A 20,417-nucleotide genomic window follows, 5' to 3' on the forward strand; every position below is an offset into this window, starting at 1 on the left:
GGGGATACGCACATGGAACTACTGGATCGCTACAAGGGATGCCTGCTCGGCCTGGCCAGCGGTGACGCCGTCGGCACCACCCTCGAATTCTTCCCGCCCGGCACCTTCAAGCCCATCGACGACATGAACGGCGGCGGCCCCTTCGCCCTCGCGCCGGGCCAATGGACCGACGACACCTCCATGGCCCTGTGCCTCGCCGAAAGCCTGCTGGAGAAGAGCGGCTTCGACGCCGCCGACCAGATGACGCGCTACCTCAACTGGTGGCAATGGGGCTACTGGAGCTCCACCGGGCAGTGCTTCGACATCGGCACCACCGTCCGTGAGGCGCTGACCCGCTACCAGGAAACCGGCGAGCCCTTCGCCGGCTCCAGCGAACCGGATACCGCCGGCAACGGCTCGCTGATGCGCCTCGCCCCGGTGGTCATGTACTACTTCCCCCACCCGGAAGACGTCACCCGCTTCGCCCAACAGAGTTCGCGCACCACCCACGGCGCCGCCGAAGCGGTCGAGGCCTGCAAGCTGCTGGCCCAGGTCATCGCCAACGCCCTGGCCGGCAAATCCCGCGACCAGTTGCTCGACGCCTCCCCCGCCCTCTACCTGCAACCCGCCATCCGCGAACTGGCCAGCGGCAGCTTCATCGGCAAGCCTCGCGCGCAGATACGCGGCACGGGCTACTGCGTCGCCTCCCTCGAAGCCGCGCTCTGGTGCTTCTGGGCTACCGACTCCTTCGAAGCCGCCGTGCTCGAAGCCGCCAACCTGGGCGACGACGCCGACACCACCGCCGCCATCGTCGGCCAGGTCGCCGGCGCCTATTACGGCAAGCCCGGCATCCCGGCCAAATGGCTCGGCAAGCTGCACCAGGGGGATGAGATCGAGAAGATCGCGGAAGGGTTGTATCAGGCGGCGATCAGCCGCGCTTAGGAGCGCTCAGCATCCAGCCGGCCATGGCTGTGGTAGTTGATGAAGTCGTACATGGCCGGGCTGAGTTCTTCCTGCGCAACGACACGCCAGAAGCGCTTCTCCCCCAGCACCGGCTCGAGCCGCTTGATGAGCTCCTGCGCACCGTTATGGTTACCGTGGCGTAACCAGTGCACGAGCAGGCTTTCGCTTTCCTGCCTGGACAGCCTCGCCCCCTGAACGAGCAGGAGCGTAAAGCGGAAATTCAGCGGCCAAAGCTGTTTGAGGAATTCGAGTTTTTCCGTACTGGGCAGCTCCGCCAACCAGCGCCGGACATGCTTATCCGTCGCGGCATTTCTTTTGGCTCTGTCTGCGTTAGCTGTTGTGGTTTTGATGCAAGCGCTCAAGCACGGCCATTTCCGGGCGCCCAAGGGTTCGTGCCACCTCCACCGCATGGGTTTCGCTTCGCTCTACACCATCCTACGAAAGCTCGTGCGCACCTCGTGGCGATGTGCTGGACGAAGAAAGTTGGAGCAGCCGCCAACGCCCCTCCAGGAGGCCGAACGCAGTCGTTGCGCCGGGGGACGAGCGGCATGGATGCCGCGAGAGGCGCGCCAGGCCATGGATGGCCCCGGGGCCGGATGATGGGGCAAGTTTTTTGGTTCCTTTTCAACGATTGGAAAAGGGACTCGCCCGGGGGGGCGAAACCAGAAGCGCCAACAAAACTCGGCAATCAGCTGGGCTCAATTCTTCTAGCAACACTTAACGCAGACAGAGCCTTTCTTTTCGCCACCTGTTCCGGTGTGTAAAGCGGCTCGTTCACATGCATCTCCTCGGGCACAACGGCGTGAAGCGGTCCTATTTCCTCGGCTCAGGGCACGCCGTGGACGCCCCCGGCTTGAGCACGAACTGCGGATAGGCCTCGAAATCATCGCCATTGCTGAAGGCGGTGGTCTGGGTCTCGTAGCCCCGGCTCTTCACGCACCAGTTCCAGAAGAACTGCTGCGCCCCGTGGATCACGAAGAACTCGAGGCGGAAATCCTTCACCTTGTAGAAGGTCGCAACACCCGCCGGGTCGGTCATCGCCGTCGCCCTGAACTGCTCCCAGCCATAGGGATAAGCACTGCTGATCAACACCACCTCCGCCGCCTCCAGCGGCTGGCCCTGCTCGTTGCGCACCTCTGCCTCGGCATAGGGCTGGAGAGTCTTGTAGACGGGGACGCAGGCGCAGAGGGTGGTGCCGATGATGGCTGTCAGCAGAACTTTTAAGTGTCTGTAGAGCTTCATCGTGATTTCAACAGTGGGGGAAAGTGGCGACGGAAGTATGCAGCTAAGCATATGGACTCAAGGCGTGCCGGCTACGACCAACAGATGCTGCAGGTGGAGTGGCCATGGTTTACAACAATCCCCCCTGGATAAGCGCTATAGAATTCGTCTGCAACTCGGCCAGGAATCGCAGAGTCTGCATCAGCCCCACTCAACCAAAGTACTTTTTTATCGATATCAGATTCTTCAAAGGAACTTTTCTGTAGGTCCCTGCACTGCAGAAAAACTGGAAATTTTCTGCCTCTTCCAGTGTGATCTGCGCAGGTATCTCCTTTGCATATTCGGCGAGAGCTGAAATGTGGTGATCTTTCAGCATCGGCAGGATTGTTTCCGCTGTTTCCGTATAAAAGGCCAGAACGATGTCGCTAAATGGTCCCCCCACCACATAACAGTCATTTCGCTCAAAGAACAAAGCAAACCTGACCAGCCTTAAATCATTCTCCGATTCTGAAAGCTCAGGACTACTACTTTGCAGGCTTCTTACTTTCTCATCGATCATTACTTCATGTGACCCGGAGCCGAGCTCTAGAAGCTGCCCATAACTCAGGTTATGCAACGATCCTTCCGGGTACATCCAACCCAAGCTACCGCCAGCACCTTTCACCTCGGGCTTGTAATTCCAGAAGTAAAAAACTTCTGCGCCAAGAATTTCTAGACTGAGTGTGATCAACCGAAGGCTCATTTCTCTTCCAATTCTCGGTAATAGTTCTCAGGAGCGATGTTCGGAGACACTCGCTTCCCCTAACACCTCAGCAACCCGCGCCAGAACAGCTTGGTCCTCAGGAGAAAGCGAACGGAAACCACTCAGAAGCTGAAACTCCTGAGCACTGAGTCCACCACCTGTGGACTGAGCTTTTTCACCGGTGACCACGTAGAGAACATCGACACCCGCGCTGGCGATTGCCGCTAGGTAGTCAGCGTCAGGGCTGCGCTCACCCTTCTCGTAGTTGAGCTGCGAGTTCTTCGCCACCTGCGCCAACGCTGCGAAATCGGTTTGATTGAGCTTCAGCCGAAGCCTTTCTTCCCTTAGGCGAATTCCTAATCCCACAAAAGCGCACCTTTTGGTATTGTAAAATCAATCATTCGTGGGATATATTGAGTTTCGTCATCACACGAAATCACACGAACGTGAACTATGCCGAACGGATACCCAAGCGAGCAAGCTTGCGACGCCGCACGCCTGCGCCTTGCTGAACAGGGCATGAGCGCCAAGGCGTTTGCGCAGAAGCATGGGCTCAACCCCAGCACTGTGTACGCGGTACTCAATCGCCAGAAGAAGTGCCTGCGAGGTGAAGCGCACCGAGCGGCCGTGCTGCTCGGAATCAAGCGTGCGCCGGAAGAAGAGCATTAGCGGGCCAAAGGACGATGAACCCACCATGAATGGACAACTCAGGGAATGGACACGGGATGTCGCTACCGTCCTGACCCAGCCTTCAGGCATCCCGCAGATGAAGGCGCTGGCCGGGTGGCTAAGGCGCCTGGGCCACGCTGATCACATCCTGCAGTTCGCCTACCCGGAGAATGCCAAGCCGGTTTCCCTGTTCCATACGCTGCCGCCTGGGTTGCGGGCTTCCTTCCTCGAGCCCTACCAACTCGAGGCCTATCTGATGGACCCGCTCTACCTCGCCGCCCTCTTCGACAAGGAGGATGGGCTTTATGGTCTGCGTGACTTGGCACCGGACAGTTTCAGCGGCAACCCCTACTTCCTGACCTACTACCAGCACCTGCAGGTGAGCGACGAGCTGGGTTATATCACCAGCCTGGAAGACGGCAGCAAGGCGGTGCTCTCGCTGATGCGCGGGACCGGCAGCCCATTGTTCAGCGAGGATGAAATCCTCCTGTTCGGCAATGCCGCACCGGTGGTAGACGAGGTCACGCAAACGGCGTGGCGGGTACACAGGCAGGTCGAACCCAGGCAGCCCTGGGATCTGGCCCTGCGAGTGCGCAAGGTTACCGAGCGCTTCGGCCACGGCCTCCTGACCCGCCGTGAACACCAGGTGATACGCCTGATACTCGAAGGCCACTCCAGCCGTACCATCGCCGAGCAACTGGGCATCCGCTGCGGCACTATCAAGGTCCATCGACGCAATATCTACGACAAGCTGGAAATCGGCAGCGAGGCAGAGCTGTATGCCCTGTTCATCCGCATGCTCGGCGAGGCATAGGGTTGTTTAGGGGTTGAGCGGTGGTGGGCTGAAGCCCACCCTACGATTGACCACGTGCCCTCAGGTCGGCACGGAGTCATACCAACCGCACTCAAAGAGTCTCTCTTTATAGACCGTGTATGAATCGAACCGCTGGTCCAACTCCACCGCCAATACTGCCTCTATGTATTCAGCAGGAGGGCAGTAACCGTGGTCAGTGATGTGGTGGACCATGACCAGTGGCGAGGCGTAGATAAGCTCGGCTGTGGGTATCCAAAGTTCGGAGTTGGACCTTACGAACTCATCGGTCCTCAGGTATCGAATGTCTCCGCACGCCTCGCAATGTGGAAGCTCACGAATAGTCTCCATAAAGGGGTCGAACGGAGCCCCAGCTGGTAACTGCATGATTTCGGAGAGTTTGCTCAGGAACGAGGAAGGAACAGTGCCCTTGGGATAAACAGCGTGGATGTCTACCCAGCCAACGTTAAGAACTGCCTTGAGGCTATACCCACCCATGCCTCGGTTGTACGTGCTCAGTTCTGGAAAGATGGCGTCCATGTCAATCCCATATCGATGGGGCAAATGAAGCAAATGACAGCAAGTTACTTCACCTGACGTCAACGGCTTCAGCACGCTGCCCGGGCTGGCGAATACTTCCAGCCGGAGCACGAACGGGGCCTGAACGTGCTGCTGGCGGGGTTGGGGATCGAGTAAGCAGAGGGCTTGAGGGCATCGCCTTCTCTGCTGGCTGGCAGTCATTCTTCAGAGGCCAGAATCGTCCTCATCCCAGAACGCCCCTGGCTCCGCATACTTCCCATCCTGATTACGGCGCACCAGCCAAAGCGGGTGTAGAACATCTCCAGGTCGACGATCCGGTATGTTCTCTCCCCGATCATCTCCAGCGTGATCAGCCCCTGGCTGTAGTGGGTGTACTCCCCTCCCGCCCCTGCAACCGCTCTCAACTCCAGCTCACGGCGATCCCACCCGGAAACGAGCCCTTCCGAGGGAGGGACGGTTACCGCAAACGCAATGGCAAAGTCCGCTGCCACTTTGCACAGGCACGGAATCCGCACGTGCTGGAGCATCGCTTCGGTTCGCAGGTCCTGAGGAAAGTCGATAGTCAGAATCATGGTCAACGCCCTTCAGTGCCCGCGTCGGTCATCCATCACGACGCCACATCCTTGGTGCCCTTCGCATTGCGCTCCCGCCATTCGGACAGCACGCGCTGGGCGTTCTCGGCGCAGTCCATACCGTCGGGCTTGCCTTCGATGCTGGCGATGCTCTGCAGCAGGCGCTCGCGGCTTTGCGCCAGGCGCTGCTGGACGATCTCGATCTCGGCGACCTTGGCGTGCAGGCCAGCCAGCAGGCGATCGTGGTCGCCGATGCGCAGGTCGGCACCGGGCATCAGGCTGCGCATTTCCTCCAGGCTGAAGCCGGCCTGTTGCCCGCAGCCGATGATTTCCAGCACATGCAGGGTTTCCTCGGGGTAGTCGCGGTAGCCGTTGCCCAGGCGCTGGGCGCGGATCAGGCCGCTGGCTTCGTAGAAACGGATGCGCGAGGCGGCCAGGCCGCTGCGCTTGGCGAGTTCGCCGATCTTCATTTATTTGCTGCTCCCCTATTGACCTTGAAGTTGACTTTAACCTTAGCCTTTGCGACGTCACAGCCCCGCCGCGTTGCGCTCACCCTCGAGCCGACGACCGGCAACTACCCCGGAGAGCTCCATGTCGCCTTTCCAGCCCCTGTTACTGCCCAACGGCGCCGTCATCCCCAACCGCATCGCCAAGGCGGCGATGGAGGAGAACCTCGCCAACCCGGACCAGACCCCCTCCGACGAGCTGTTGCGCCTCTACCGCGCCTGGGCAGAGGGCGGCGCCGGCCTGCTGCTGACCGGCAACGTGATGGTGGACGCCCGCGCCATGACCGGCCCCGGCGGCGTGGTGCTGGAGGAAGGCCAGAAGCTGGAGCGCTTCCGCGAATGGGCGCGCATCGGCCGTGCCCAGGGCGCGCAGTTCTGGATGCAGATCAACCACCCCGGCCGGCAGATGCAGGCCAACCTCGGCCAGCCCACCGTGGCGCCGTCCGCCGTGGCGCTGGACCTGGGCGGCCTGTCGAAGATGTTCCCGGTGCCCAAGCCCCTGGACGAGGCCGAGATCACCGCGCTGATCCAGCGCTTCGCCCGCACCGCCGCCCTGGCCGAGCAGGCCGGCTTCACCGGGGTGCAGGTGCACGCTGCCCACGGCTACCTGCTGAGCCAGTTCCTCTCGCCCCTGAGCAACCGTCGCGACGACCGCTGGGGCGGCTCGCTGGAGAACCGTGCACGCTTCCTGCTGGAAGCGGTAAAGGCGGTGCGCGCCCAGGTCTCGCCCGGCTTCTGCGTGGCGGTGAAACTCAACTCGGCGGACTTCCAGCGCGGCGGCTTCGAAACCAGCGACGCGCGCCAGGTGGTGCTCTGGCTCAACGAACTGGACGTGGACCTGGTGGAGCTTTCCGGCGGCAGCTACGAAGCACCGGCCATGCAGGGCGACGCCCGTGACGGCCGCACCCTGGCCCGCGAAGCCTACTTCCTGGAATTCGCCCAGGAGATCGCCGCCATCGCACGCATGCCGGTGATGGTCACCGGTGGCATCCGCCGCCTGCCCGTGGTGGAGCAGGTACTCGCCGGCGGCGTGGCCATGGCCGGCATCGCCACCGCCCTGGCCGTGGACCCCGCCCTGCCCCGCCGCTGGCGCAACGGCGAAGCGAAGGCCAGCGCCGAGCTGCCGCCGATCCGCTGGAAGCGCAAGGCCCTGGCCGCGCTGGCCTACATGGCCCTGGTGAAATTCCAGATGCGCCGCCTGGCCACCGGCAACCAGCCGGACCCCAGCGCCTCGCCGCTGAAAGCGCTGCTGAACGAGCAGTGGAAGACCCTGGGCCGCACACGGCAGTACAAGAAGCAGATGAGCAGCCGGGGCTGATTGCGACCAGCCTGCTTCCCGGGTTGAAGCCCGGGCTACGGGGTTGGCTCGTGTGTGTGGAGGTCGCTTTTTACCTCCACCGGCGGTGCCACAGCGAGCCGCGAATGGTGGACCGATGGGGCGGGTCCGCCCTGCATAAGCCTGCTACTGCGGTGTGGAGGCTCCCGGGTTGAAGCCCGGGCTACGGGGTTGGCTCGTGTGTAGGGTGGAGGTCGCTTTTTACCTCCACCGGCGGTGTCGCAGCGGGCCGCGAATGGTGGACCGATGGAGCGGGGTCCGCCCTGCATAAGCCTGCTACTGCGGTGTGGAGGCTCCCGGGCTGAAGCCCGGGCTACGGATTGATCCGTGTGTAGGGTGGAGGTCGCTTTTTACCTCCACCAGCGTTGCCACAGCGGGCCGCGAATGGTGGACCGATGGAGCGGGGTCCACCCTACATAAGCCTGCTACTGCGGTGTGGAGGCTCCCGGGCTGAAGCCCAGGCTACGGATTGATCCGTGTGTAGGGTGGAGGTCGCTGTTTACCTCCACCGGCGGTGTCGCAATGGGCGGCTACGCGTGAGCCACTGTGCCGGCGTGCTCGGTGGCGGCAATAAAGGTACGGAAGCCGAGCTCGACGCCTGCACGCAGGGCGGCGGGGTCGAGCCGCCCGTCTTGCTCTTCCAGGCGCTTCAGGAAGCCGGGCCAGAGCGGCTGGCCTTCGCCGTGGCCGAGGTAGCCGAGGGCGCTGTCGGCGCCGGGCCAGTTGGCCTGGCGTACGCGGCCGGCGAGCAGGCGGGAGCCGAGGCGCGAGCCTTCCAGCACATAGGCGAGGCCCCAGAGGGAACCGGTGTCGATGGAGAGTGCCGTAGCGAGCGCATCGGGGATGGGCAGTTGCAGGGTTTGCAGGTCGCGGCACAGGGCTTCGCGGCGGCGGCGTTGCGGCCAGTCGTCCAGCAGCCGTTCGATGCCGGCGGTTTCCAGGGCCGGCTCCAGCGCCAGCAGTGCGCGGGCGTGGGCCTGGAGGAAGGCACCGTAGCCGGCGCGGCTTTCCAGCGCATAGGTCGAGTAGGCCTGGTCGACTCGCGCGTGCCAGTGTTCCCCCGACTCGCGCAGGAACTGGCGCAGGCTCATGCCGCCGCCCCTTTCAGTGCAGCGCTGAGCTTGGTGGCCAGCTCTTCATCGCGGAAGGGCTTCTGCACGATCACGCTGTCGCCCACATCCAGCTCATCGAGCTCGGCATAGCCGGTGATGAACAGCACCGGCAACTGCGGGTAGCGTTGCCGCGCCGCGCGTGCGAACTCGGCGCCGTTCATGGCGGGCATGGCGAAATCGGTGAGCAACAGGTCGACGCCGTCATCGAGCTTTTCCAGGCCCCGTGCCGCACTCTCGGCCTCGCGTACCTGGTAGCCAAGGGCGTGCAGCAGCGCCGCAGTCACCTCACGCACATTGTCGTCGTCGTCCACCAGCAGGATGGTGCGCTTCGGGCCACCCAGCGGGGGGTCGGCGGGCAGGTGCAATTCCGGTTGTTCTTCGCCGGCATCGGCCTGGATGCAGGGCAGGAAAACCTTCACCGTGGTGCCCCGCCCTTCCTGTGTCTCGATGCTGACGCCACCGCCGGACTGCTTGGCGAAACCGAACACCTGGGCCAGCCCCAGGCCGGAGCCCTTGCCCACCTCCTTGGTGGTGAAGAAGGGTTCGAAGGCCTTGGCCAGCACCTCGTCGCTCATGCCGCTGCCCGAGTCGGTGATCGCCAGCACCACGTAGGGGCCGGGCTCCGGGTCTTCGGGGCGCTGCGCGGGCTCGCTGATCACCTGGTTGGAGGTGCTCAGGCGCAGGGAGCCGCCGGCGGGCATGGCATCGCGGGCGTTGATGGCCAGGTTGAGGATGATCATCTCCGTCTGGGTCGGGTCCACCAGTGCGCCCCACAGGCCGGGAGCGGTGTCGGTCTCGATCCAGATGGCGCCACCCAGGGTGCGCTGCAGCATGTCCAGCAGCCCCTGCACCGTGTCGTTGAGGTTGACCGCCACCGGCTCCAGGCGCTGGCGCCGGGCGAAGGCGAGCAACTGGCCGGTGAGCTTGGCACCACGCTCGCCGGCCTCCTTGATGTTCTGCAGGCGGCCCTGGGTGCGCTCGAAGGTGCCCCGGGCCAGGTCGCGCTCGATGAAGGTGGTGCTGGCGAGGATCACCGTCAGCAGGTTGTTGAAGTCGTGGGCCACGCCGGCCGTAAGCTGCCCCACCGCCTCCAGGCGCTGCATCTGATGCAGGGCCGCTTCGGCGCGCTGGCGCTCGCGGATCTCTTCGCGCAGCTGCTGGTTGGTGGTGGCCAGTTCGTCCATCACCGCACGCTCGGAGCTGATGTCACGCACGGCGGCATACATCAACCCCTCGTCGGGGACCACCGTCCAGGACAGCCAGCGGTACTCGCCATCCTTGTGGCGCATGCGGTTGACGAAGCGGGTGGAGACGTTGCCGTTGGCGATGTTCTCGGCCTCTTGCAAGGTGGCGTCGATGTCGTCCGGGTGGATCAGTTGCCAGAGCTGCACACGGGTCAGCTGCTGGCGGGTGAGGCCGAGGGTCTCTTCCCAGGCCGGGTTGAGGGCGATGGGCGTCATGTCGAAACGCAGCACCGCCAGCAGCTCGCGGGAGAGTTCCCAGGTGCGGTCGCGCTCGCGGGTACGGCGCTCCACGCGCTCGCCCAGCATCTCGTTGAGGCGCTGCAGGGCCTCGGTGGCGTACTTCTGCTCGCTGATGTCCTGCAACACGCCGATGAAGCGCACGCAGCGGCCATCTTCGAAGAAGGCCCGGCCACTGGTCTGTACCCAGCGCTCGCGGCCGCCGGGCAATTGCAGGCGGTACTCGACCTGGTATTCGTTGCCGCTGTCCTGGGACAGCGCCTCGTTCATCTTGCGCTCGAGGTAGGGGCGGTCCTTCGGGTGGCAGCGGTCGAGGAAGGTACGCAGGTTGATCTCGGCGTCCTGGGGCAGCTCGTAGAGCGCCTTGCAGCGCTCATCCCAGATGACCCGGTCGCCCTCGGGCTGGTAGTCCCACATGCCCATGCGCGCTGAGTCGATGGCCAGGCGTGCGCGCACCTCCACTTCCATCAGCGCTTCTTCGGCCATCCGCCGGCGACGACGCTCGTGCACCTCGGAGAGCGCGCGGGTCACCGCCTTGGGCAGCAGGCTGAGGTTCTGCTTGAGCACGTAGTCGATGGCGCCCTGGCGCATCATCTCCACCGCGTGCTCCTCGCCGAACACGCCGGAGAGGAAGATGAACGGGGTCTTGGGTGCGAGACGTCGCGCCACTTCCAGGGCCTGGGCACCGGAGGAGCCGGGCAGGATGAAGTCGCAGAGGATCAGGTCGTACTGCCCGCGCAGCAAGGCTTCTTCCACGGCCCGGTGGTGGTAGACCAGGGTGGACTCCACCGACAGGCCGCTGCGTTCGAGCGTCAGCAGGGCCAGCTCGGCATCACGGGAGCTGTCTTCGACTAACAGCAGGTTCAAAGGCTTCGGCGGCATGGACGGTCGTCGTGGCTTCCTGTTTCCCGGCGCGGGGCCGAGGTGTGGCGGGTGTCGCGGTTCAGGTGACCGGGCGGCGCTGGAGGCGCAGCGAGCCGGGCGGCGGCTCGTTCAGCACGGCCCAGAAGATGCCCAGGTCGGAGATGGCCGCGACGAATTCCTTGAATTCGACCGGTTTCACCACGTAGGCGTTCACCCCCAGCGCGTAGGCGCGCTCCAGGTCGGGCTCCTCCCGCGAGGAGGTGAGCATGACCACGGGGATGCTGCGCAGCTCGGCGCTTTCGCGCACGGTCTTGAGCACCTCGAGGCCGTCGATCTTGGGCAGCTTGAGGTCCAGCAGCATCACCGCCGGGTTGCCGTCGTCGCGCCCGGCGTAGGCGTTGCGGCGGAACAGGTAGTCAAGCGCCTCGGCGCCATCACGCAAAACGATCACATCGTTGGCGAGCTGGCTGCGCTCCAGGGCCACGAGGGTCAGTTCGAGGTCGTGCGGGTTGTCTTCGATAAGAAGGATGGGTTTGAGCATCGTCGATCCTCATGGGGACTGTTGCGGTACATCCTGCCCACGCAGGGGCAGTGCGAAATAGAAAGTCGCGCCTTCATCCAACCGGCCCTCGGCCCAGACCCGGCCATCGTGGCGCTCGATGATGCGGCGCACGCTGGCCAGGCCGATGCCGGTGCCTTCGAACTCTTCCATGCGGTGCAGGCGCTGGAACACGCCGAACAGCTTGCCGGCGTACTCCATGTCGAAGCCCACGCCGTTGTCGCTCACGGCCACCACCACCTCGTTGCCTTCAACACGGGCGCTGACCTCGATGATCGATGGGCTGCGATCGCGGCTGTACTTGATGGCGTTGGACAGTAGGTTGCGCATCGCCAGGTGGAGGAAAGCGGCATCGGCGGTGACCACCGGCAGCCCCTCGATGCGCCACTCGACGCGACGCCCTTCGAAGTCCGGCGCCATCTCGGTGCGGATGGCCTCCACCTGCGCCTGCAGGTCGACATCGGAGAGGCGCAGGGCGGCACGGCCCATCTGCGAGAAACTCAGCAGGTTGTCCACCAGGGTACCGGCGAAACGCGCCGACTCGCCGATATGGTCGAGGAAGCGCAGGCCCCGCTCGGACAAGCGCTCGCCCTCGAACTCACCCAGCAGCTCGGCGTAGCCGGCGATGTGCCGCAGGGGCGCGCGCAGGTCATGGGAAACGCTGTAGGAGAAGGCTTCCAGCTCCTTGTTGGATCGTTTCAGCTCGCCGGCCAGCTGGGCCAGCTCCTCGGCCTTGCGCAACACGATGCCGAGTACCGCCGTGCGCAATTCGGCAACCCCTTCCACCTCCAGCGGGTCCCAGGGTGTGCAGTAGCCCTTCACCGTCTCCTGCCAGCTCTCGAAGCTGCTGCGCGGGTTGAGCGCGCCACCTGGGCCGATGCTCTTCTCCGGCCTGCCGGCCCACTCGACGGTGCGCACTTGCTCCGGGCGGAACCACAGCAGGTAATGGGAGTGGATCTGCGAGATGGCCACCGCCAGCACGCCGCCAATGTGGCGGGCCAGCTCGGGCAGCTCAGTGATGTCACGGCCGATGTTGTCGGTGTGGAAAACCTCGCCGTCGCGCCGCGCCAGCCAATGCACCAGAGCGTTGACCTGGGCCTCGGGCGGGGTCTGCCCCACCAGGTCGCAACGGGCGGCGGAGATGATCGCGGCGCCACTGGCGCGAGCGAACCCCAGGAAGGTGTCCGGCAAGGCCAGCAGGCCGGCGGCGACGCTGTCGCGGTCGGCCATGGACGAGAGCATGTGCACGATGTGCTGGCGCAGGCCGAGCAGGCGCTGGGTCTGGCCGTGGGCTTCGCGGCTTTCGATCTGCAGCGACAACACACTGCCCATCAGTTCGCAGGCGATGCGGGTCTGGAAGCCCACCGTGCGGGGCTGCTCGTCATGGCAGGAGATAAGCCCCCAGAGCCGGCCACGGACGACGATGGAAATGGACATCGAGGCCATCGTGCCCATGTTGCGCATGTACTGCAGGTGCACCGGGGAAACGCTGCGCAGGGCGGCGAAACTCAGGTCCAGCGGCTGCCCGGTGAGCGGGTTGTCCACCGGCTGCAGGGGCGAAGGCTGGTAGTTGGCGTCCTCGATCACGCGGATGCGGTTGGCGCAGTAGAGCGCGCGGGCCTGCTGGGGAATATCGGAGGCCGGGAAGCACAGGCCCAGGTAGCGCGGGTAGCCGGCGTCGGCCTCCTCGGCCAGCACCAGGCCGTTGCCTTCGGCGTCGAAGCTGTAGGCCTTGACCCGACCGAAGCCGGTGACGCGCTTGAGCTCGGCCACTGCAAAACGGCAGAGCGCCTCGATGCTCTCGGCCTCCTGCAGGCGGCCGATGAAACCGCGCAACAGGGGGTAGATACCGCCATCCGCAGCGCCCCCCTCGGCGGCAGGCTCGAACTCGGCGATCAGCACCTGGTCGTGGCGGTGCACCATCATCGCGGTCGGCTGCCCGGCGCGGGTGCCGCAGGTGAACAGCACATCGCCGATGTGGAAGGGCTTGTGCTCGCCGTCATCCAGCTGCGCCAGGTGCTTGTGCAGCACCTCGCTGTCCTGCAGGAGTTCGTCGAAACGGCGGCCGAGCAGTTCCTCGACGGGCAGGCCGAGCCAATCGATGACGTTGGCGCTGGCCTGCACCACGCGCCCATCGGCCTCGTCGAACACCAGCATGAAGCCGTGTGGCTGGATGCTGCCGGGTATGCGAATGGCTTCCCGCGCGCAGTTCTCGCTTGCGGTGGCCAGTGCCGCGACACTGTCGCTGGGTGTCAAAACGCGATCTCCTTCGATGCCCCACTGCCGTCCCGCCGGTTCACCGAAGGGGTCAGCGACCGTTGCCGGCCGTTCTGGAGCCGCGCATTCCATTGATTCAAGGGCGACAAACTAACAGAAAGCGGCGCCACAATCGTGACGAACGACCCGGTTTATCGCCGTGGATTTCATGATGGATTGAGCGCAAGGATCGCGAAAAATTCCCTAACGGTTGCTGCGCACGTTGCCCGAGGAACTCAGCTCACCAGTGCGCGGCGATTGCTCTGGCGCTCCAGCTTGCGGCGCTCCACCAGGGTCTTGGCGGCGGTCATCTGGATCGGCCCGCCGGTGAAGGTGGGCAGCTCGCGGGTAAGCCAGATATTGCCCTCGCCTTTCCAGGTGACCTCGCCGGAGGCCAGCTTCATCTCGCGCATCACGTCACGGATCAGGCCACGCACACGTTCCTTGCAGAACACCGCATCGCTCTGGATGGCCTTGCTCATGGCGGCCTCGCCCTGCTTGCCCAGGGTAAGCAGCAGCATGCCGTCGGGACGGGGCTTGATGGACACCTCGAAGCCGGGGAATGCGTCGAAGAATTCTTTGATGGCGATCTGCATTGTCATTGCTCCCTTATTTTTTTCTTTGAGCTCAAACCATTGCACCCGCTGTGCCAGTTGAGCTGAATAAAAAAAATCATAAAATTCAATGACCTATATATCTTTGACATCAATGTGCCAGTTGCAATTTGCACGATACCCCCGGGTGGGCCATGCAATCTGCACTGAACTTTCGGACGGGTCGTCACGCTGCGCTCGAACCCGATGGAGAAAAAACGGTCGTCCGATGCGCCAGCCCTGTTTCGCCACCGCGGATGAGCGCCTCGCTAGGGCGCCGACCCGCCCTGCCGTGCCGCCCCCGGCGAATGGCCGAACCAGCGACGGAACGCGCGGTGGAAGGTGCTCACATCCTTGAACCCCAGCGCCTCGCTGATCGCCTGCAGCGGGTCACCCTAGCGAACCCGCTGCAAGGCCAGCTGGCTGCGCTCCTGCTCCAGCAGCTCGGTGAAGCTGGTGTCCTGCTCACGCAGGCGTCGGTAGAGGGTCGGCCGGCTGAGGTGCAGGGCCTCGCAGAGGGACTCGATGCCCGGCCCGCCGGCGAGATCGGCGCGGATCATCAGGCGCACCCGTTCGGCCAGGTCGCCCTCCGCCCTCACCTGCTCCAGGGCTGTCCGCGCCCGCTCCGCGAGCAGGGTCTTGAGGTAAGGGTTGGCGCTGTGGATGGGGCGGGCGAGCTGCCCATGGGCGAGGTACAGGCGGTTGGCGGGGCAGCCGAACTGCACCTCGGCACCGAACGCCTCGGCAAAATATCCCGCATAGGCTGGGCGCGTGGCGGCGAACTCGACCCGCTCGGGCACGAAGCCCTCCCCCGCCAGTTCTCTCCCCCAACGCACCAGCGCCACCAGGCTGCGCTCCACCGCCGCCTGTGGATAACCCCGCCCGGCGGCGAACGCCAGTTCGAGGCACAGGCAGCCATCGGTGTCGCGGGAGGTCCAGTGTTCGGAGGGGTTCATCAGCGCGCCGTGCTGCAGGAAGGTCGACAGCGCCTCCCCCACCGATGCGCACTGGAACAACAGGCTGGCCAGCAGGCCGCGCTTCTCCGGGTTGAACGCCTGGCCGATCAGCACGCCGATATGCGGCAACGCCGGGTTGCCCGCCGCCAGTTGCCAGAGCCCCAGCAACTGGCGTTCGTCCAGGCGCTGCTCCTGCAACGGCAGCGCCGGGTCGCACGACGCCAGCAGACGATCACGGGACAGCCCCACGGCCTGCAACTGCGCCGCCTCGACGGCGCCCAGTTGCAGCAGCAGGTCATGCAGGTCGAGCACCGCGAGGGCGGAGACGCTGGTAGGGCTCATGGCAGGCATTCCTTGTTCCTGCGCGGACAGTACCGCCTGGCAGGCATCGCCGCCAGCGCAGAGGGGCTCGCCTCAGGCCGCCTCGGCGCGCATCGCGGCCTGCACCTGCGGCCGCGCCCCAATGCGTGCCCGGAACGCCGCCAACGCCGGCCAGGGCGCCAGCTCGATTGCGAAGAAATCCACCCAGCCGAGCACGGTGAACAGGTAGGCATCGGCCACGCCGAAGCGCCCGTCCAGCAGGTAGTCGGCCTCGCCCAGTACGCTTTCCAGGTAGTCGAAGCGCTTGAACAGCCGCACCCGGAAGATCGTCTTCACCTCCTCCGGGATCGCCGCGTTGAACAGCGGGCTCATGCCGGCGTGGATCTCCCCGGAGATGAAGTTCAGCCACTCCTGCAGGCGCACCCGCTGCAGGGTGCCGTTGGCCGGCGCGAGCCCGGACTCCGGCCGCAGGTCGGCCAGGTACTGGACGATGGCCGTGCCCTCGGTCAGCACTTCGCCATTGTCCAGCTCCAGCGCGGCGACGTAGCCCTTGGGGTTGATGACGAGGAAATCGTCGCCGTGCTCGGTGAGCTTGCTGCGGTTATCCACACGGACCGCCTCGAACGGCAGGCCCAGCTCCAGCAGCACGATATGCGGCGACAGCGAACAGGTACGGGGGGCGTAGTACAGCTTCATGGCGACTCCTTGCACGGGCCACCCCCGGAATGGGGGCGCGGCGGGAGTATCGACGCAGCGGTTCTCTTTTTGAAGAAGGGAGAAATCTGTAGCTTAGGTACAAAATATATACCTGGAACCCCCATGAAAAAGAACGTATCCGGCTGCTCGGTGGAGGAAGCCATGCACCTGCTCGGCGGCCGCTGGCGCCTGCTGCTGGTGTCCTACCTGCTGGACGGCACCAAGCGCTTCAACGACCTGCGCCGCGACATCCCGCACATCTCCCAGCGCATGCTCACCCTCGATCTGCGCGCCCTGGAAGAGGCCGGCATGGTGCGGCGCACTGTCTACCCGGAAGTGCCGGTGCGGGTGGAATACCAGCTCACCGAAGACGGCCAGCGCCTGCGCAAGGTGGTGGAAGTGGTCAAGGAATTCGGCCTCTGGCTCAAGGCAAGACCGCCGCGTGAGGACACCGAAGCCCCCACGCCGGAGCATGAGCAACCGTAGGGTGTACGACGCTTCCCCCGTCCACCATTCGTACCCACATGCAACACCGCTGGTGGATGGAAAGAGCGCCATCCACCCTACGCACCGACCAACTTCGTGCACGCCGACCGTAGGGTGGACGACGCCCCACCCGTCCACCATTTCGTGCTCACAGGCAGCACTGCTGGTGGATGAAAAAAGCGTCATCCACCCTACGCACAGGCCAACTTCATGCACGCCGGCCGTAGGGTGGACGACGCATCACCCGTCCACCATTTCGTGCTCACAGGCGACACCGCTGGTGGATGAAAAAGCGTCATCCACGCAGGTCAGCTCCGTGCGGGGATCAGTTCTGCACCCAGTTCTCGAAGCGCTGCTCCAGCTCGCCGTGGGCGGCCCAGAACTTCACGCTCATCGGCAGGGCGCCGCTGATGTTCTGCGGGGCGGTGGGCAGGGTGGCGGCGATGGCGGGGTCGATCATGGCGATCGCCTTGTTGTTCACCGGGCTGTAGGAGATGCCTTCGGCGAAGGCCTTCTGGCGTTCCGGCTGGCTGGCGAAAGCGACGAAGGTCTTGGCCAGGTCGCCCTTCCACGAGCCCTTGGGCAGGGCCCAGTAGTCGAAGTCGTAGATGCTGCCGGTCCAGACCATGGCCAGGGAACGGGTTTCCTTCTGCGCGGTGGCGATGCGGCCGTTGTAGGCGGCGCTCATGGCCACCTTGCCCTCCTGCAGGGCGCGTACCGGTTCGGCGCCGGCCTTCCACCAGACGATGCTGGACTTGATCTCGTCGAGCTTGCGGAAGGCGCGCTCGACGCCGGCCGGGGTGTCCAGCACCTGGTAGACGTCCTTCGCCGCGACGCCGTCGGCCATCAAGGCGAACTCGAGGTTGTACTTGGCGCCATGGCGCAGGCCGCGCTTGCCGGGGTATTTGCGCAGGTCCCAGAAATCGCTCCAGCCGCTGGGGGCGTTCTTGATCTTCGCCGAGTCATAGGCGAGCACCGTGGACCAGACGAAGATGCCGATGCCGCAGGGCTGGATGGTGCCGGGCACGAAATCGCCGGGGTTGCCGAGGAAGGCCGGATCGAGCTTCTCGAACAGCCCCTCCTCGCAACCGCGCGCCAGTTCCGGCGCCTCCATCTCCACCACGTCCCAGGTCACGTGGCTGAGTTCGACCATGTGCTTGAGCTTGTCCAGGTCGCCGTTGTACGAGCCGTGCACCACGGCATTGCCGGTGCTCGCCTTGAAGGGCTTGAAGAAGGCTTCCTTCTGCACGTCCTTGTTGGCGCCACCGAAGGTGATCACCGTGACGAACTCCGCCGAGGCGGGCAGGCTGGCGCAGGCCAGGAGGAAACCGAGGGCACGTCGTACAGCAACATCCATGGAGCATTCCTTATTGTCGATTGGCGGTGTGGCCACGGGTCGACCGCGGCGCTGCCCGGATTCTCACAGTGCCCCTTGGTTGCCAGGTGCGCGACAGCGACATGGCGCTGCCTCCCACCGCCCCTGGCGGGCACCGGGTCCGGATCTGCCGCACAGTCTGAACGCAACGCCCGTCACACATATTGCTTTCCGTCACAGTGGCGAGTGCTGCACAAGCTCTGGCACGGGCGTTTCAGGTTGCCATGTGCAGCTAGACAGCCCTGCGAGGCGATTGCAACCGAACGCCATGTGGATTGAAACCGCGCGCCATGCCGCTGCGGGCGGCGCGGCCCTAGCATCGGGGCATCCGCCATCAGGAGCCGCGCCATGCCCAACCACCGCATCCAATCCCTCAGCGCCCTGCGCCAGCTGATCAGCGAGCCACGCGCGCTGATGAAGAAACGCCTGCAACCGGTGATCGACGCCCATTGCCTGACCATCATCCGCAACGCCAGCGTCTGCACCGTCGGCCTGGCTGGCGCCGACAGCGACATCGCCTTCCTCGACCTGCACGCCACGCCGGTGATCCTCGCCGAAGGCAACCGCATCCGCCTCGCCTGGCCATCCGGCCTGCACCTGCCCAGGATGGACGGCCAGACGCCCAGGCCCTGCAGCCTGCTCTTCATCATGTCGGGCATCGGTTTCGCCCTGCGCGCCAATGGCCGCTGCCATCCACGGGGTGTGGAGGCAGGCGTGGTGCTGGAGTTCCAGGCCGATGCGCTGTTCCTGCACTGCTCGCGGGCCATGGTGCGGGCGGATTTCTGGACGCCGCGCGAACACCTCGACGGGTGGCCGGCCGAACGGGGCGAAGGCGCGCTCTCCGACGCCGCGCAGGCTTTCATCGCCCGTTCGCCCTACCTGCTGATGCTGACGCGCAACGCCGAGGGCGCCACAGAGATTTCGCCACGCGGCGACCCGGAAGGCTTCATCGGCGTCATCGATGGACAACGGCTGCTGATCCCCGAGCGGCCGGGCAACAAGGTGGCGGTGTCGCTGAGCAATATCCTCGCCTGCGACGAACTGAAGCTGGCCTTCCTGCTGCCGGGCTCGGCGACCGTGCTCAGCGTCACCGGCCGCGCCCAGGTGAGCGCCGACCCGCAGCTGCTGGGCCCGCTCTCGGTGAACGGCAAGGCCCCGGTGCTGGGCACCCTGATGGAGGTGGAGCGCTTCGCCTTCGTCGAGGCGCCCGAGCTGGTCGAAGCCGGCCTGTGGCGCCCGGAAACCCACCTGGCGCCGAGCGACATCCCCTCCTTCCCGAAAATGCTGGCCGAACACATGAACGGCACCGGCCTGCTGGGCAAGGCCACCACCCTGGTGGTGGACGCGGTGGTGCGGCACGACCTCAAGCATCTGTATTGAAGGGGAAGGCCTGAAGGGGAACCCTTGCGCAAGGCGACATGTCGCCTTCATGGACATATCCACGCACCTGGCCTATACCCAAGGTTCCGTCCCGCCAGGTGCATCGCCATGAAGCGCTCCATCGACCACGTCCGCTGGGACCTCGCCCAGCGCTACCGGCTCATCGAAACCGTGGCCTGGTGGGAAGGCCGACTGACCACCAACCACCTGATGCAGAGCTTCGGCATCAGCCGTCAGCAAGCCTCCAAGGACATCAACGCCTACCTCAACGAGCACGCGCCGAAGAACCTCGTCTACGACAAGCACCTCAAGGGCTACAAACCCGGCAAGGGCTTCAAGCCGCTGTTCATCGACGGCAGCGCCAGCGCCTACCTGCACCTGCTGGATCAGAACCGCGAACGCTCGCCGCACATCGAGGGCCTGGCCCTGGCCTATGCCCACACCGAGGTGCTGCAGGTGCCGGACCGCAGCATCCGCCCCGAGGTGCTGCGCCCCCTCCTCCAGGCCTGCCGTGAAGGCCTGCGCCTGGAAACCGAGTACGTGTCCCTGGCCCACCCGGAATCGGAAACCCGCGTCATCGCCCCGCACACGCTGATCTTCACCGGCATGCGCTGGCACGTGCGCGCTTACTGCGAGAAGAACCGCGACTACCGCGACTTCGTGCTCAGCCGCTTCCGTGGCGAGCCCGACCTGATGGACGAATCCGAGCAGGGCCGCGACGGCGACGAAGGCTGGATGACCGCGGTGGAGGTGATCCTCACCCCCGATGCACGGCTCAAGCCGGCGCAGCAGGCGATCATCGAGGCGGACTACGGCATGCAGGGCGGCCAGCTGGTTATCCACAGCCGCGGCGCCCTGGTGCAGTACGTGCTGCAGCGCTACCAGATCGACCCGAACAAGGTGCAGGCCAAACCGGTGGCGCAGCAGATCGTGGTCGCCAACCTGGAAGAACTGGGGCGCTGGCTCTACAGCTGAGCAGCCGTTCCCGGGCTGAAGCCC

General features: G+C 64.9%; 23 protein-coding genes. 7 read left to right on the forward strand and 16 right to left on the reverse strand.

Annotation, left to right across the window (positions count from 1 at the left end; all coding sequences use genetic code 11):
* The first annotated feature begins 12 nt into the window (after positions 1–12).
* A complete protein-coding gene (locus RTW82_RS21020; RefSeq protein WP_316926347.1) occupies positions 13–921 on the forward strand; it encodes an ADP-ribosylglycohydrolase family protein in 909 nt (302 codons plus the stop codon).
* On the opposite strand, the gene RTW82_RS21025 is transcribed toward RTW82_RS21020, so the two are convergent.
* The 4 genes from RTW82_RS21025 to RTW82_RS21040 form a co-directional block, all read right to left on the reverse strand.
* Positions 918–1,304 carry a hypothetical protein gene (locus RTW82_RS21025; protein WP_316926348.1) on the reverse strand — a complete coding sequence of 129 codons (387 nt, stop codon included), beginning with the start codon at positions 1,302–1,304 and terminating at the stop codon, positions 918–920. The two genes, RTW82_RS21020 and RTW82_RS21025, sit on opposite strands and share 4 nt — an antisense overlap.
* A 451-nt stretch (positions 1,305–1,755) precedes the next feature.
* Positions 1,756–2,184: a hypothetical protein gene (locus tag RTW82_RS21030; protein WP_316926349.1), complete on the reverse strand. Its 429-nt coding sequence runs from the start codon at positions 2,182–2,184 to the stop codon at positions 1,756–1,758.
* Between the two features lie 190 nt (positions 2,185–2,374).
* Positions 2,375–2,893 carry a hypothetical protein gene (locus tag RTW82_RS21035; RefSeq protein ID WP_316926350.1) on the reverse strand — a complete coding sequence of 173 codons (519 nt, stop codon included), beginning with the start codon at positions 2,891–2,893 and terminating at the stop codon, positions 2,375–2,377.
* Positions 2,894–2,932: 39 nt separating this feature from the next.
* Positions 2,933–3,271 carry a helix-turn-helix transcriptional regulator gene (locus tag RTW82_RS21040; RefSeq protein ID WP_316926351.1) on the reverse strand — a complete coding sequence of 113 codons (339 nt, stop codon included), beginning with the start codon at positions 3,269–3,271 and terminating at the stop codon, positions 2,933–2,935.
* A gap of 87 nt (positions 3,272–3,358) precedes the next feature.
* Between RTW82_RS21040 and RTW82_RS21045 the strand changes: the two genes are divergently transcribed.
* Both RTW82_RS21045 and RTW82_RS21050 read left to right on the forward strand, forming a co-directional pair.
* The gene (locus tag RTW82_RS21045; RefSeq protein ID WP_316926352.1) at positions 3,359–3,574 is read left to right on the forward strand and encodes a DNA-binding protein; all 216 of its coding nucleotides are present in this window, start codon (positions 3,359–3,361) and stop codon (positions 3,572–3,574) included.
* 25 nt (positions 3,575–3,599) lie between these two features.
* Positions 3,600–4,388: a helix-turn-helix transcriptional regulator gene (locus tag RTW82_RS21050; RefSeq protein ID WP_316926353.1), complete on the forward strand. Its 789-nt coding sequence runs from the start codon at positions 3,600–3,602 to the stop codon at positions 4,386–4,388.
* Positions 4,389–4,448: 60 nt separating this feature from the next.
* On the opposite strand, the gene RTW82_RS21055 is transcribed toward RTW82_RS21050, so the two are convergent.
* The 3 genes from RTW82_RS21055 to RTW82_RS21065 all read right to left on the reverse strand — a co-directional run bounded on the left by RTW82_RS21055 (position 4,449) and on the right by RTW82_RS21065 (position 5,967).
* Entirely contained in the window at positions 4,449–4,925 is a 477-nt protein-coding gene (locus tag RTW82_RS21055; RefSeq protein ID WP_316926354.1) for a hypothetical protein, read from the reverse strand.
* Between the two features lie 197 nt (positions 4,926–5,122).
* Positions 5,123–5,497 carry a hypothetical protein gene (locus RTW82_RS21060; protein WP_316926355.1) on the reverse strand — a complete coding sequence of 125 codons (375 nt, stop codon included), beginning with the start codon at positions 5,495–5,497 and terminating at the stop codon, positions 5,123–5,125.
* 35 nt (positions 5,498–5,532) lie between these two features.
* Positions 5,533–5,967: a MerR family transcriptional regulator gene (locus RTW82_RS21065; RefSeq protein WP_316926356.1), complete on the reverse strand. Its 435-nt coding sequence runs from the start codon at positions 5,965–5,967 to the stop codon at positions 5,533–5,535.
* 121 nt (positions 5,968–6,088) lie between these two features.
* Between RTW82_RS21065 and RTW82_RS21070 the strand changes: the two genes are divergently transcribed.
* A complete protein-coding gene (locus RTW82_RS21070; RefSeq protein ID WP_021218750.1) occupies positions 6,089–7,321 on the forward strand; it encodes an NADH:flavin oxidoreductase/NADH oxidase family protein in 1,233 nt (410 codons plus the stop codon).
* Positions 7,322–7,869: 548 nt separating this feature from the next.
* On the opposite strand, the gene RTW82_RS21075 is transcribed toward RTW82_RS21070, so the two are convergent.
* From RTW82_RS21075 to gstA, 8 genes are all read right to left on the reverse strand, one after another.
* Positions 7,870–8,430, reverse strand: coding sequence for a biliverdin-producing heme oxygenase (locus RTW82_RS21075; protein ID WP_316926357.1), 561 nt, complete (start codon positions 8,428–8,430; stop codon positions 7,870–7,872).
* Entirely contained in the window at positions 8,427–10,814 is a 2,388-nt protein-coding gene (locus RTW82_RS21080) for a response regulator (RefSeq protein WP_316926358.1), read from the reverse strand. The genes RTW82_RS21075 and RTW82_RS21080 overlap by 4 nt, the downstream gene beginning before the upstream one ends.
* A 61-nt stretch (positions 10,815–10,875) precedes the next feature.
* Positions 10,876–11,337, reverse strand: coding sequence for a response regulator (locus RTW82_RS21085; protein ID WP_021218753.1), 462 nt, complete (start codon positions 11,335–11,337; stop codon positions 10,876–10,878).
* Positions 11,338–11,346: 9 nt separating this feature from the next.
* The gene (locus tag RTW82_RS21090; RefSeq protein WP_316926359.1) at positions 11,347–13,611 is read right to left on the reverse strand and encodes an ATP-binding protein; all 2,265 of its coding nucleotides are present in this window, start codon (positions 13,609–13,611) and stop codon (positions 11,347–11,349) included.
* Positions 13,612–13,847: 236 nt separating this feature from the next.
* Entirely contained in the window at positions 13,848–14,207 is a 360-nt protein-coding gene (locus RTW82_RS21095; protein ID WP_021218755.1) for a DUF3509 domain-containing protein, read from the reverse strand.
* Between the two features lie 266 nt (positions 14,208–14,473).
* A complete protein-coding gene (locus RTW82_RS32240; protein WP_410478830.1) occupies positions 14,474–14,590 on the reverse strand; it encodes a helix-turn-helix domain-containing protein in 117 nt (38 codons plus the stop codon).
* A gap of 9 nt (positions 14,591–14,599) precedes the next feature.
* A complete protein-coding gene (locus RTW82_RS21100) occupies positions 14,600–15,502 on the reverse strand; it encodes an AraC family transcriptional regulator ligand-binding domain-containing protein (RefSeq protein WP_316926360.1) in 903 nt (300 codons plus the stop codon).
* Positions 15,503–15,574: 72 nt separating this feature from the next.
* The gene (gstA, locus tag RTW82_RS21105; protein ID WP_316926361.1) at positions 15,575–16,177 is read right to left on the reverse strand and encodes a glutathione transferase GstA; all 603 of its coding nucleotides are present in this window, start codon (positions 16,175–16,177) and stop codon (positions 15,575–15,577) included.
* Positions 16,178–16,300: 123 nt separating this feature from the next.
* On the opposite strand from gstA, the gene RTW82_RS21110 reads away from it, so the two are divergent.
* Entirely contained in the window at positions 16,301–16,663 is a 363-nt protein-coding gene (locus RTW82_RS21110) for a helix-turn-helix domain-containing protein (protein ID WP_316926362.1), read from the forward strand.
* 325 nt (positions 16,664–16,988) lie between these two features.
* Here RTW82_RS21110 and RTW82_RS21115 read toward each other — a convergent pair whose 3' ends face one another.
* Positions 16,989–18,020 (reverse strand): ABC transporter substrate-binding protein, encoded by a 1,032-nt coding sequence (locus tag RTW82_RS21115; protein WP_316926363.1) that lies wholly within the window; start codon positions 18,018–18,020, stop codon positions 16,989–16,991.
* Positions 18,021–18,386: 366 nt separating this feature from the next.
* Between RTW82_RS21115 and RTW82_RS21120 the strand changes: the two genes are divergently transcribed.
* Both RTW82_RS21120 and RTW82_RS21125 read left to right on the forward strand, forming a co-directional pair.
* Positions 18,387–19,418 carry a pyridoxamine 5'-phosphate oxidase family protein gene (locus RTW82_RS21120; protein WP_316926364.1) on the forward strand — a complete coding sequence of 344 codons (1,032 nt, stop codon included), beginning with the start codon at positions 18,387–18,389 and terminating at the stop codon, positions 19,416–19,418.
* 102 nt (positions 19,419–19,520) lie between these two features.
* Complete coding sequence (locus RTW82_RS21125; RefSeq protein ID WP_184491974.1) at positions 19,521–20,393, forward strand: helix-turn-helix transcriptional regulator; 873 nt, start codon at positions 19,521–19,523, stop codon at positions 20,391–20,393.
* Positions 20,394–20,417 lie beyond the last annotated feature (24 nt).

It is taken from the genome of Pseudomonas sp. zfem005, assembly GCF_032621735.1.
GTDB lineage: Bacteria > Pseudomonadota > Gammaproteobacteria > Pseudomonadales > Pseudomonadaceae > Metapseudomonas > Metapseudomonas solani.